Below are 12,162 nucleotides of genomic sequence, written 5' to 3'. Positions count from 1 at the left end.
GGGATTTCAGGCTAGCCAAATCTCGCCCTCGCTTTGGATCCTGAAAGGACCAAGCTGGGGGGCTTAGCTCCGCGTCAGAATCATGACGAGGCGTTCCACCAGCTTGCCCTGCTTGAAATGCGACTCGACGATCTCGTCGATGTCTTCGGGCGTGGTTGGCCGGTACCAGATGCCCTCCGGATAGACCACCATTAAGGGGCCAGCCTTGCAAAAGCCGAGACACCCGGACGCCGTGAAGCCGACGTCCGTAAGCCCCTCCGCCTCGAGCTTCTTGCCCAACCGATCCCAGAGTGGCTGACCGCCGAGACTGCCGCAGCTCCCCCGCGGATGATTAGGAGGGCGTTGCGTGTGGCATGCAAAGGCGTGGCGCTTAAAGACCTGCGGAATCTCGATTTCGGTGTCTTCGCTCACGGTCATAGCGCGGCCGCCTTGATACCTTTGGTGCTCAACAGCGCGGCGAGCTCACCCGTCTGAAACATTTCTCGAACAATGTCGCAGCCGCCCATAAACTCCCCCTTGACATAAAGCTGCGGGATCGTCGGCCAGTTCGAAAAAGCTTTGATCCCCTCGCGAATCTCGAGGTCGGACAAGACATCCACGGATTGGAAAGGCACACCGAGCTGGGACAGAATCTGGACGACCGCAGCTGAGAAACCGCATTGGGGAGCGGCGGGGATACCCTTCATGAATAAAACGACATCGCTTCCCGCAACAATATCTTCGATGCGCTTAACTGTTGAATCGGCCATCAACTGCCTCTCGAGTCAAATTCGGTCACTCCGGGATGCAAGCGCCAGTCCATTTGGTTGACAGCGCGCTTCGTTTCGACTCGCCCCGTGGATGGCCGGATTTCGCTTTCTCGCAATAATGTCGGTTTCCAGACATGGCCTGAAAGACGGCAGGGATTTCTCGCCGCCCTTGCAGCAGGGCAACGGCCGTGAACCGGGCCCCAGCTGGTGCGGCCCGGCTTTTGCTTTCGTCGAGGAAGTCAAGAGAACACTCCATGCACAGCTTCACAAATTCCGGCCGGCCCACGCCCCCATTATTTGCCGTGATCCTCGGAACCAACGAAATTGCCTCCGCTATCGCGGTCAATCTCTACCGCAACGGCTATTCCGTGGTCTTGTCCCATGATCCGCTGCCGCCCGTGATCCGCCGAAAAATGGCTTTTCACGACGTTCTCTTCGATGATCCCATCACGATCGCCGGCGTAACTGCCGAGCGAATGGACATGGGCCTCGCCATTCTCTCGGGCCTTTCCCGGTCCCGGGGCGTGATCATCACCGAGCTCGGTCTTCTCGATCTGATCGTCCTTCGCCGGCTCGATGTTCTCATCGACGCCAGAATGCAGAAATATCAGGTGACGCCCGACTTGCGCCGGCTGGCCCGCTTCACCGTCGGCGTCGGTCCAGGCTTCTGCGCAGGGACCAATTGCGATGCCGCAATCGAAACCCGCCCCTCGAAGGTCGGGAGAATCCTTCAACAAGGCTCCACCGACGCAGCGGACGGGTTGGCCCGTCAACTTGGGAACAAAGGTGCAGAGCGCTTCGTCTATGCCGCGTTTCCGGGCCGATGGCATACGGCGATTGAGATCGGCACCCGCATATTCAAGGATTTCATTATCGGCCACCTCGGTGGTACGGCAATACGGGCGCCCTTCGATGGCGTTCTTCGCGGCGTTGTCCGCGATGGCACCGAGGTGCCAGCATCCGTGAAGCTTCTCGAAGTCGATCCGCGCGGTCGCAAAGCCTGCTGGACAGGGATCGATGGCCGCGCAAAGACGATCGCCAACGCCGTCACCAAGGCAGTTTCGATTCACGCCGCGACCGCTCCAGCTGAGCTTCGACGCACGCTTTCGGTCGTCAAATAGGCGCAGCCGAGCCGAGCGGGAGCGCTTTCGAGTTTTAAATGTCGATAGAGTTGCTTTCAGAACCAGAGGCCATCAATTTCGGCGACCTCCCAGAGGCCATCGATGCCTTGCTCCAGCAGGGCGTTGCCGCCTATCGCCGCGACCACATTCTGGCGGATCGATTGTTTCATGAGGCCCTGGCGGCGGCCCCTGAGGAACTCCCGACTTATTTCTGCCTATACAAGATCCACACCTATCAGGGAAACCTCGATAAAGCGCTCGGCGTCGCCGAGCTCGGCCTCAAAGTAGCAGCGCGACAGGCCGGCTGGGAAGAGGATTGGCGCAATTGGCAGCCGGCGTCCATCATCCCGGACGGGCCGGGCCGCTTCGCGCTGTATACGTTGAAGGCACTTGCGTTCATTCACCTTCGGCGAACCGAACGAGATCAAGCCCTCGAAATCCTGCAGGCGTTGCAAAAATTGGATCCGACAGGCGCGGTTGGCTGGCCAGTCGTCGCGGCGCTTGCCGAAGGCTGTTGAACGAAGCGCGCGCAGAATGCCGCGTTGAAGAAAAAGCTCCGCAGACATTGCGACATCAACTTGCTGAAGCCGTCGGAAAATGAGCCTTCGTTTTCAGGTTCATGTCGTTGACCTGCAAGCGTTTTCGCCTGCAACCCTTCCGTCCTCACCTCCCGTGGCATTACGCTTGCACTACCAAACACTGTGGCAGCCAAGTCCGGCGTTGTCGTAGTGTAGGACCGAGGCCGTGGATCAAGCAAAACTCGATACAGCGAACCGAAGGTCGGATGCAGCTTGTGCAGCGCCGATCCTCACAATGCGTGGCAACGCCCTCTTTGAAATGGCGGCCTGCCGCCATGTCTCTTTAATTTCAACGTCGGGAATCTGACATGGGCCAAGAGGCAGAAACTCTACAAGAGATTGCGGACCAGAAATACAAATATGGTTTCGTCACGGAGATCGAGAGCGAGTTCGCGCCGAAAGGCCTATCTGAAGATATCGTCCGGTATATTTCGGCGAAGAAGAACGAGCCGGAGTGGATGCTGGAGTGGCGGCTCGCGGCCTATCGCCGCTGGTTGACCATGACCGAGCCCAAATGGGCGCGCGTTCATTATCCACAGATCGATTTCCAGGACTCCTATTACTACGCGGCTCCCAAACCAAAGAAGGATGCGCCGACCAGCCTCGACGAGGTCGATCCGGAACTTCTGAAAACTTATGAGAAACTCGGCATTCCGCTCTCGGAGCAAAAGATGCTGACCGGCGTGGCGGTCGATGCCGTGTTCGACTCGGTGTCGGTTGCGACAACCTTCAAGTCCAAGCTTGAAGAAGTGGGTGTGATCTTCTGCCCGATCTCCGAGGCGCTGGCCAAGCATCCTGAACTTGTGCGGAAGTATTTGGGGACCGTCGTTCCGGTCACCGACAATTACTACGCGACGCTGAATTCGGCGGTCTTTTCGGACGGTTCATTCGTCTATGTGCCCGAGGGCGTGCGCTGCCCGATGGAGCTCTCGACCTATTTCCGGATCAATGCATCCAACACGGGCCAGTTCGAGCGCACGCTCATCATCGCCGACAAGGGCGCTTATGTGAGCTATCTCGAAGGCTGCACGGCACCGATGCGCGACGAAAACCAGCTTCACGCGGCGGTGGTCGAGCTCGTCGCACTCGAAGGCGCGGAGATCAAATATTCGACCGTGCAGAACTGGTATCCTGGCGATGAGAATGGCAAAGGCGGAATTTATAATTTCGTGACCAAACGCGGCGACTGCCGCGGCGCCAATTCGAAAATCTCCTGGACCCAGGTCGAAACCGGCTCGGCGATTACCTGGAAATATCCTTCCTGCATTTTGCGCGGCGACAATTCGGTCGGCGAGTTTTACTCGATCGCGATCGCCAATCATTATCAGCAGGCGGATACCGGCACCAAGATGATTCATTTGGGCCAGAACACCAAAAGCCGGATCATCTCCAAAGGCATTTCCGCCGGGTTTGCGCAGAACACCTACCGGGGCCTAGTGCGTGTGCATCAGAAAGCGGAACGCGCGCGCAATTTTACGCAATGCGACTCGCTGCTCCTGGGTTCCAAATGCGGTGCGCATACGGTGCCTTATATCGAGTCCCGCAATCCCACGGCGATCCTCGAGCATGAGGCCACGACATCGAAAATCAGCGACGATCAGCTTTTTTATTGCCTCTCACGCGGCATCGCCACGGAAGAGGCGGTCGCGCTCATCGTCAATGGCTTTTGCCGCGAGGTGCTGCAGCAATTGCCGATGGAATTTGCCGTCGAGGCGCAGAAGCTAGTCGGCATCAGTCTTGAAGGAAGCGTCGGGTGAGGCGTTCGCCCCTGTTTCCATGTAAGAATCAAAGCGGAGAACGGCATGCTTGAGATCGAAGACCTTTACGCGAGCGTTCAAGGCAAGGAGATCCTGAAAGGCCTGTCGCTTAAGGTAGGTGCGGGCGAGGTGCACGCCATCATGGGCCCCAATGGCGCCGGCAAATCGACGACATCCTATGCGCTCGCCGGCCGTGAAGGGTATGACGTCACAAGCGGCCGGGTCACGTTCAAGGGCGAGGATTTGCTTGCCCTCAAGCCGGAGGAACGCGCGGCCAAAGGCGTTTTTCTGGCGTTTCAATATCCCCTCGAAATCCCTGGCGTCTCGAACCTCACGTTCCTGAAGACCGCCATCAACTCGCAAGCCCGGCTTCGCGGCGAACCGGATCTCGATGCCGTTCAATTCCTGCGTCTTGTTCGCGAGACCGCGAAGAAACTCAACGTGTCCGAGGACATGCTGAAGCGTCCGCTCAACGTTGGCTTTTCCGGCGGCGAGAAGAAGCGCAACGAGGTGCTGCAAATGGCGCTTCTGAAGCCTTCGCTGGCAATCCTCGACGAGACGGATTCCGGCCTCGACATCGATGCCTTGAAGCTTGTCGCCGAAGGCGTCAACGCGCTGCGGGCGCCCGATCGCTCGTTTCTGGTGATCACCCATTACCAGAGGCTGCTCGACTATATCGTGCCGGATTATGTACATGTCCTGGCGGAAGGCCGGATCGTTCGCTCCGGCGATAAATCGCTGGCGCTTCTCCTGGAAAAAGAGGGCTATGACGGCATGACCGGAAAGGCGGCTTGACGGACATGAGCGAGACCTCTGCACTGAGCCGCCTGCTGGACGTCATGGCAAATGGCGGCGAGACCCCCGTGCCCTGGCTCGGAGCCTTGCGCGAGGAAGCTAGAACGACGTTTGCGGAAAGCGGCCTGCCGACCCGCCAGGTCGAGGCATGGCGATATTCCGACCTTGCCCGGGCGCTTGCCCATACAACGGAAGATACAAGCCCCGTGCGGCCCGCGCCTGTCCTGCCCGGCGCGCATCTCGCGCTGTTCGAGAACGGCATTCTCAACGAGGCCAAATCGGGACTCTCCCAGATTGGTGCCGTGCCCTTGCGGCAGATCCTTGCCGACCCCGTCACGCCCTTCGCCAATCAAATCGGGCATATCAACCCGCAGAAGGACCACGCCCTCCTGAACCTCAATACAGCGCTCATGGAGGATGGGCTCGTCCTGCATGTGCCCGCGCGGGTGACCCTCGATGCCCCGCTTTACCTGCAGTTCGACTGGCAGGGCACCGAAGCCCGCACGCCAGAAGGCCGCCATTTGCGCATCCTGATCCTGCTGGATGAGGGCGCGAAGGCAACGCTCGTCGAGGCCCACAGCGGCAATCCGGGGTTCTCCACGATCGTGACCGAGGTTCGGCTTGCTGCCCAGTCGGAACTCACGCATGTCCGCATCGAACAGCTTGGATCCGCGGCCCGGCAATCGGCGATGACCCTTGGGGAGGTCGCCTCCGCCGCATGTTATAAAGGCTTCTATCTGTCGGAGGGCGCACGGTTCTCGCGGCACGAAGCTTTGCTTTCGCTGACGGAGAAGGACGCGCAGGCCCGTTTGGACGGGGCTTATCTGGCAACCGAAAGCCGGCACTGCGACAATACCATCGTCATCACTCATGCTGGCCCAAACACGGCGAGTCATCAGGCCTTTCGGGGCGTGTTGGGAGGATCGGCGCGCGGCGTCTATCAGGGCTGTATTCGGGTCCGGCCCGACGCGCAAGGAACCGATGCGCGGCAGATGATCAGAACGCTGCTTCTCTCGCGGCAAGCCGAGATCGCGACGAAGCCGGAACTCGAAATCCTCGCCGACGATGTCAAATGCAGCCATGGCACCACGGTGGGTGAACTCGACTCGGCGGCGCTGTTCTTCTTGCGCGCGCGCGGCATTCCGGAAGCAGAGGCACGGGCGCTCCTCGTCGAAGCCTTCCTCGGCGAAATTCTCGAAGCGATTGAAAGCGACGCCTTGCGGGCGCTCGCAGCCGCGGCAGTTCAAGATTGGCTGAAGGTTCATGCCAGCGAGATCTCTCATGTCGAATAGCTCGGTGACGCTTCAAGCAAAGCCTGCTCTTGGCTTCGATGTCGCCCGCTTGCGCGAGGATTTTCCCATTCTCAGCCGCGAGATTCACGGCAAGCCGCTCGTCTATCTCGATAATGCCGCCTCTGCCCAAAAGCCGAAGGCCGTCCTGGACGCCATGGCTAAGGGCTATGAGGAAACTTACGCGAATGTTCATCGCGGCGTACATTTTCTGTCCACCGCTTCGACGGTCGCATTCGAGGAAGCTCGCGAAACCGTTCGCCGGTTTGTCAATGCCGAAAAACTGGAAGAGATCATCTTCACCAAAGGCGGGACGGAGGCCATCAATCTTGTCGCCTCGAGCCTGGGAGCGGACATCGGCGAAGGCGACGAAATCATCCTGACCGAAATGGAGCATCACTCCAACATCGTGCCGTGGCATTTTCTGCGCGAGCGCAAAGGCGCGGTGCTACGCTGGGTGCCCCTAACCACGGATGATTGCTTCGACCTCGAGGCCTTTGCCGAGCTGCTTTCGCCAAGGACAAAGATCGTCTCCGTGACGCAAATGTCCAATGTGCTCGGCACGCTTACGCCACTGCCGGAAATCATTCGCCTCACCCACGCCGCCGGCGCCAAGATTCTGATCGATGGTTGTCAGGGCTCCGTGCATACAGAGGTCGATGTCCAAGCGCTTGACTGCGATTTCTACGTAGCGACGGGCCACAAGCTCTATGGCCCCTCGGGCATTGGCTTCCTTTACGGAAAATATGAGCATCTCAAAGACATGCAGCCCTATCAGGGCGGTGGCGAAATGATCGAGGCGGTGACCAAGGACAAGATCACCTATGCCGAGCCGCCGCACCGCTTCGAGGCTGGCACGCCGCCGATCGTCGAGGCGATCGGCCTCGGTGCCGCGCTGAACTATCTGAGCAGCCTTGATCGGGCGGCCATAGCCGCGCATGAATCAGCCCTTCTCGCACATGCGACCGAGGAGCTGTCAAAATTCAAGGCCCTCCGGCTTTTCGGGCGGGCACCCGACAAGGGCGCGCTTGTGACCTTCGTCACCGAGGGCGCACATCCCCATGATGTCTCGACCTTGCTCGACCGCGCCGGCATCGCCGTCCGCGCCGGCAGTCATTGTGCCCAGCCCCTCATGGACCGACTCGGCGTGACAGCGTCCACGCGCGCCTCCTTCGCGCTCTACAATACGCATGCGGAGGTCGACGCGCTGATCCGAGGCATTCAGCAGGTTCTGGAGCTCTTCCGATGATCGATTCTAGCCTAAGCGATCTCCATATTGTCGCAATCAGGTGACCCGCCAATGACAGACGCAAGCGATCAGACAATCGATTCTGTGACGGGGACGCCTGACGTCCCTCCTGAGGGTATTATTGCCGATATCATCGGGGCGCTGCGCACCGTTTTTGATCCAGAGATTCCGGTAAACATCTTTGATCTTGGACTTATTTACCGGATCAGTGCGAAGGACCCCGGCGGGCTCGTCGAGATCGATATGACATTAACCGCGCCAGGCTGCCCTGTCGCAGGCGAGATGATGGGCTGGGTGGAAAAGGCGGTGGGTAGTGTCGAGGGCATCACGGAGGTAAAAGTTAATCTCGTCTTTGATCCGCCCTGGGACCAGTCGAAGATGTCGGAGGAAACCCAACTCGAATTGGGTTTGATGTAGATTTCGCCCTGGAATGAACGGCCAGACTTTTGGCACTTCGGTTCAAACAAAAACCCCGGCCAGAAGGACCGGGGTTTCGCAATTTGGGATGGTTGCACCCGACACATTAGACCGCACAACTTGGACATTCAGACATGCATAATAAGCGGCTGGAAGCCTTTCGCGGCAATCCAGGAGGCGATTGGGTTCCCGCTGATTTTGAAATCACGGCATCGCAATATGCGGTCAAATTCCGAAAGGTGACGGGCACTCATGTCGCGTTCACCCATCCCTCGGTTCCCAATTGCGTCGCGATCCCCATGAAAAAGAAGGTCAGAGCCGTTCACGTGAAGGCTTTTATCGATTTGATCGACCGCATGGATGAACTCGACCGATGAGCGATCTCAGCGTCTATCGATACGATGTGGCACCGCTTCCGCCTGAGGAAGGGGGTGGCTATGTGGTGAGCTTTCCCGATATTCCAGGCTGCCTCGGCGTTGGCGACACGCAAGAAGAAGCCGTTGAGGACGCTCAATTGGCGCTGTTTGCCTGCCTTGATGCCTTAAAGGCGGTTGACAGAGCGCCGCCCGTCCCGTCCGTTCCGCCTGCATGAATTCGCAATTCCAGGAGCACGAAAGCATCGAGCGTTTCCCTTGCGCTCGTCATAAAGGCCATTGAAAAAGAGGGCCTCATGCCGCATGACGACCATGGGATGACGATGAGCTTGCAACCAGAGGCCACGGCCATCCATGCCGTCCCGGCCCAATGGCTGGAGCCTGGTTTCCGGCTCTTGACCCTGCGAGAACTCCGCACGGAGAAGGAACCGCCGGCCTTTGCCTGGATCGAGCAGCATCTGCTGCGCACGCCGGAACGCCTAAGCCGCCATGGACTTTCCTTCGCGAGCACTTTTCTGCCGGAGATCATGGTCTGGCTGAGCGAACATTTGGGCCGCCCGTCGTTGCGCGACAGCACCGGTCGGCCTTATCGCAACTCCCTTTGGCCTATCCTGACCTGGCACGGCGAAGACCGCCATTGGCCGGACGGCATCCACACGATCGAGTGGTTTGTCGACGTCATCTTTCAAGACGAAGCGTCATGGGCGGCGTTTCAACAGCGCTGGCACGGCCGGCTGATGGGCGGGAGCGAAGTGTCAGGGGCTTGACTGCGTTAAAAGCGCACTATGCGCAGCGTGCGCGACTATGGCACCATTCGTTGATGAGCGACAAAGACATGATCATTCCATGCCCCGCCTGCGACACGGCCAACAGTCTTGCAGAGGGCCAAGACGCGAAGAGCGGCCAATGCAGCGCCTGCGCAAGCCCCCTTTTCACTGGCCATCCCATTCACCTGACGGCCGAGCGCTTTAACGCCCATGCGCTCGCGCAGGGCTTGCCACTGGTGATCGACTTCTGGGCGAGCTGGTGTGGACCTTGCCAGACGATGGCGCCCATTTTCGAGGCCCTGGCGGCTGAATTCGAGCCCATGGTCCGCTTTGCCAAGGTGAATACGGACGCCGAGAGAGAGCTTGCCCAATATTTCCGCATCCAATCCATTCCGACACTGAGTTTCATCCGCAATCAAAACGAAGTCGCACGCGTCGCTGGCGTGCTTTATGCGGGCGATCTGCGCCGCTGGCTTTATGGCGCCCTCTCCGAGCCGGAGGAGGAGCATGCCTCCCCATAAGCATTAGCGTCGGGCACAGAGCAACTCACGCCCCAAATTTGATAAGGTCCGGAAGCCGCTTGGCGAGTGTTCTAAGGACACTCTCGGATCCTTTGGCCATCACGTCATAGAGGGCATCTGACTCAGGATCGGTGCCGAACCCTTCGTGGACGAAACGGAAATGGGTCCCGCCGCTCTCGAGCGGAGAAAGCGTCCAGGTTACCGTTGTATCCATATAGTGGCCAAACGCCTTGAGTTCCTCATGCCCACCGTACCAGCGAAAGCTGATCATCTTGGGCGCCTCGACAGCAAGCACCTGGCAGTTAAACTCGCCGTCCCAACGCTCAATCGGGCGTCCCCAAATGGTGAACTTATGTCCCACAACGGGCTGGATATCATTAGGGAAAAACCATACGGCGAGCCATTCTGAATCTGTCATCGCCTGCCACACGGTTTCAGCAGGATACTCAAAATCCGCTTGGGTCAGAACGGAGCGCTTTTCAGAAACTTCGGTCACGGGTCGAACTCCAGTCGAAAGGAAAAAAAGCAAGGATCGGGCCAATTTGCGCCGGACAATAAGTGAGGACGAATTTCGTTGCGACAACGAGGGCAACGCCCTTTGCGGTGTTGTCCGTGCAATTTTGGTTCCCTGATGGAGTGCCATAGGCAATCGCGTCGAAGTGGTGTTCAAGCCGAGGCAGGAGCTACTTTCCAATACCCGGCGTTTTCCGGCACCATTCTTTTGGGGATGGGCGAGTCTTGCTGGTGCTCGACTTGAAGGAAATCCTACCATGAGCATGCGCCCGCGCGAACGGAAGCCATTTTCCTACAGGGGCGTGTTCCGTTGAAGATGCCGAAGACTTATTGCGGACACGGCAAGAGCATCCGAATGCTCCGCTCAACCTGACCGAGTGCACTGATCTTTCATACAGCCGTTCTACAAGTGGCGGCTCGGCCAGCGCTCGTGCAACAATGAGTCGTCGCGCATTTGTTAAAGAGGTAGCCGCGGACGGTGAATGCTACAATCAAGCGTTGGCCAAGCTATTTGGAACGGCCAGCATGATTCTCCGGTCTTGTTACTTGCCTCGTCTCTGATTGATGAAAACGGCCTCGATCGAGCCGGTTTGGGGAGCGCGCGCCGCGTTCATATCGGCTTCGACTTCCTCCAGCAAAAGCATCGCCCGAGTGAGTTTTCCGCCGGCGCAGCGGACCGCGTTTGAGATCGTCGCGCCTTCGCGATTGTCGAGCGTGCTGGCTACAATCTCGACCAGATCGGTGAGATGTTGCGCGTCGACGATGCAGCCTTGCGCGTCTTGCAGCTTTTCCATTCTTAACTTCCTTCTTCTATCGAGAATTCAGAAATAAGGCAGGCTGTGGTTAGTGGTCCTCGTCATCCTCGCGCGGCTTTCCGCCAGAATTTTATCAATTCCACGTCACCCTCGTGGAGGTTTGCGAATTTGGCCGATTAAACATTAGCAAGCCGCTGGGAGTTCCGGGGCGATCAACGAAGGGTTGAGCTGCCGCCGCTAAGTTTCATGGATCGGCAATTGCGAATAGACCCCACTGGCATCTCACATTTTGAGACGGGCCATTTAAGACGGGCCATGGCCTTCCGTTAATGATTGATTTTGAAGCTCTTAAGACCGTCCGTCGCCAAATCCAGCGGCGCACAGCCACGCGGGATCTAAATATCTATCGGCTTCGCCCTCGTAAGGCAGTCGCGTCACGTCCCAATGGGTTACAAACGGCGCATAGGCTTTCCAAACCGCCGGCCCGCCTCCGACATACACGACCCGGTCGCGGTATCGTTCAATGATTGTCCTCGGTTCGTCGGACGCATGGATCTCCACCACGGTTCTGTCCTGCCGCGCCCAATCCGGGAAAGCCGCGAAAGTGCGCGGTCCGGCGATCACGACATGACCCTTTGTCAAAGCGAAAAAACGCTCAACATCCGCCTTGAATGCGGCCCCAGGGTTCCCCTCCCAAGGCATGCGCCCGTTGAGCCCGAGTTGGCCACTGGTTCCGATGGCGCAGATCACCCGGACATCGGCGCCACCCGGCCCCTGATTCCTATTGCGCGATGTCATTCCGGCAGGCTCCGAAATTTGTGGTTGGAGGATTTGGCAGGCCGCCTCCGATCAAGCTTCGCGTTCTCGCGCAGCCGCGATCCGCGAACTCAAAGATCTACCGCCTAAATTGGGGAGAGTCCGATTCCTGAACTTGACCGAGTGATCGGCGAATCAGTCCCCACCGATGGCGGCATTTGATACGACTATGACTCGGCGACACCTCCCAACAAGGCGTCCAGCAGCGTGTGGTGTGGTGATGCGAACGGATTGACGACCGTTACTCCACCCCAGGTGAAGCCCTCCTGAAGGTCCTCCGACAATAGCAGCCGGCAACCTGCTTGCGAGGCGACGGACAGAATGACTGAATCCCAGATGCCAAACTGGTGATCTGTCGCCAGATCGACCGCCGCCAGCATGACTTCCGGGGAGGTCTCGACAATGGGAAAGGTGTCGCGCCAACTCAGCAAAGCATCGCGGGCGTCAGTCCTTGATTTTCC

General features: G+C 58.5%; 18 protein-coding genes (1 of these 18 only partly in view). 11 read left to right on the top strand and 7 right to left on the bottom strand.

The window, feature by feature from the left end:
• Positions 1–63: 63 nt before the first annotated feature.
• From CU048_12460 to CU048_12450, 3 genes are read right to left on the bottom strand one after another with little or no spacing between them, the layout of a single operon-like run.
• On the bottom strand, positions 64–417 hold the full coding sequence (locus tag CU048_12460) for a ferredoxin (GenBank protein QBR71945.1): 354 nt from the start codon (positions 415–417) through the stop codon (positions 64–66).
• Complete coding sequence (gene grxD / locus CU048_12455) at positions 414–749, bottom strand: monothiol glutaredoxin, Grx4 family (GenBank protein ID QBR71944.1); 336 nt, start codon at positions 747–749, stop codon at positions 414–416. The genes CU048_12460 and grxD overlap by 4 nt, the downstream gene beginning before the upstream one ends.
• A 25-nt stretch (positions 750–774) precedes the next feature.
• Positions 775–1,005: a hypothetical protein gene (locus tag CU048_12450; protein QBR71943.1), complete on the bottom strand. Its 231-nt coding sequence runs from the start codon at positions 1,003–1,005 to the stop codon at positions 775–777.
• On the opposite strand from CU048_12450, the gene CU048_12445 reads away from it, so the two are divergent.
• The 11 genes from CU048_12445 (at position 1,004) to CU048_12395 (ending at position 9,617) form a co-directional block, all read left to right on the top strand.
• Positions 1,004–1,870 (top strand): xanthine dehydrogenase, encoded by an 867-nt coding sequence (locus CU048_12445; GenBank protein ID QBR71942.1) that lies wholly within the window; start codon positions 1,004–1,006, stop codon positions 1,868–1,870. The genes CU048_12450 and CU048_12445 overlap by 2 nt on opposite strands.
• A 38-nt stretch (positions 1,871–1,908) precedes the next feature.
• Complete coding sequence (locus CU048_12440; protein ID QBR71941.1) at positions 1,909–2,388, top strand: hypothetical protein; 480 nt, start codon at positions 1,909–1,911, stop codon at positions 2,386–2,388.
• 368 nt (positions 2,389–2,756) lie between these two features.
• A complete protein-coding gene (locus tag CU048_12435; protein ID QBR71940.1) occupies positions 2,757–4,205 on the top strand; it encodes a Fe-S cluster assembly protein SufB in 1,449 nt (482 codons plus the stop codon).
• 45 nt (positions 4,206–4,250) lie between these two features.
• Complete coding sequence (sufC, locus tag CU048_12430; protein QBR71939.1) at positions 4,251–5,000, top strand: Fe-S cluster assembly ATPase SufC; 750 nt, start codon at positions 4,251–4,253, stop codon at positions 4,998–5,000.
• 5 nt (positions 5,001–5,005) lie between these two features.
• Entirely contained in the window at positions 5,006–6,292 is a 1,287-nt protein-coding gene (sufD, locus tag CU048_12425; protein ID QBR71938.1) for a Fe-S cluster assembly protein SufD, read from the top strand.
• Positions 6,282–7,538 carry a cysteine desulfurase gene (locus CU048_12420; protein QBR71937.1) on the top strand — a complete coding sequence of 419 codons (1,257 nt, stop codon included), beginning with the start codon at positions 6,282–6,284 and terminating at the stop codon, positions 7,536–7,538. Before sufD ends, CU048_12420 begins: the two co-directional genes overlap by 11 nt.
• A 51-nt stretch (positions 7,539–7,589) precedes the next feature.
• Positions 7,590–7,955 (top strand): FeS assembly SUF system protein, encoded by a 366-nt coding sequence (locus CU048_12415; protein ID QBR71936.1) that lies wholly within the window; start codon positions 7,590–7,592, stop codon positions 7,953–7,955.
• Between the two features lie 134 nt (positions 7,956–8,089).
• Positions 8,090–8,332 carry a hypothetical protein gene (locus CU048_12410; GenBank protein QBR71935.1) on the top strand — a complete coding sequence of 81 codons (243 nt, stop codon included), beginning with the start codon at positions 8,090–8,092 and terminating at the stop codon, positions 8,330–8,332.
• Positions 8,329–8,547, top strand: coding sequence for a HicB family protein (locus CU048_12405; GenBank protein ID QBR71934.1), 219 nt, complete (start codon positions 8,329–8,331; stop codon positions 8,545–8,547). Before CU048_12410 ends, CU048_12405 begins: the two co-directional genes overlap by 4 nt.
• Before the next feature lie 105 nt (positions 8,548–8,652).
• Positions 8,653–9,096: a hypothetical protein gene (locus CU048_12400; protein ID QBR72902.1), complete on the top strand. Its 444-nt coding sequence runs from the start codon at positions 8,653–8,655 to the stop codon at positions 9,094–9,096.
• A gap of 53 nt (positions 9,097–9,149) precedes the next feature.
• Positions 9,150–9,617 carry a thiol reductase thioredoxin gene (locus CU048_12395; GenBank protein QBR71933.1) on the top strand — a complete coding sequence of 156 codons (468 nt, stop codon included), beginning with the start codon at positions 9,150–9,152 and terminating at the stop codon, positions 9,615–9,617.
• 25 nt (positions 9,618–9,642) lie between these two features.
• Here CU048_12395 and CU048_12390 read toward each other — a convergent pair whose 3' ends face one another.
• From CU048_12390 to CU048_12375, 4 genes are all read right to left on the bottom strand, one after another.
• Positions 9,643–10,113 (bottom strand): SRPBCC domain-containing protein, encoded by a 471-nt coding sequence (locus tag CU048_12390; GenBank protein QBR72901.1) that lies wholly within the window; start codon positions 10,111–10,113, stop codon positions 9,643–9,645.
• A 559-nt stretch (positions 10,114–10,672) separates the two neighbouring features.
• Entirely contained in the window at positions 10,673–10,924 is a 252-nt protein-coding gene (locus tag CU048_12385; protein ID QBR71932.1) for a hypothetical protein, read from the bottom strand.
• 309 nt (positions 10,925–11,233) lie between these two features.
• A complete protein-coding gene (locus tag CU048_12380) occupies positions 11,234–11,683 on the bottom strand; it encodes a diacylglycerol kinase (GenBank protein ID QBR71931.1) in 450 nt (149 codons plus the stop codon).
• 185 nt (positions 11,684–11,868) lie between these two features.
• A protein-coding gene (locus tag CU048_12375) for a VapC toxin family PIN domain ribonuclease (protein QBR71930.1) crosses the window boundary here: on the bottom strand, positions 11,869–12,162 show its 3' portion. Its footprint extends 165 nt past the window's final position; only the last 294 of its 459 coding nucleotides appear in the window; its start codon lies beyond the right edge, outside the window; the stop codon is at positions 11,869–11,871.

Source organism: Beijerinckiaceae bacterium (genome assembly GCA_004564215.1).
GTDB lineage: Bacteria > Pseudomonadota > Alphaproteobacteria > Rhizobiales > Beijerinckiaceae > Methylocapsa.
The sequence above is the reverse complement of the archived record's forward strand: the minus strand, read 5'-3'. Positions and strand labels throughout refer to the sequence as shown.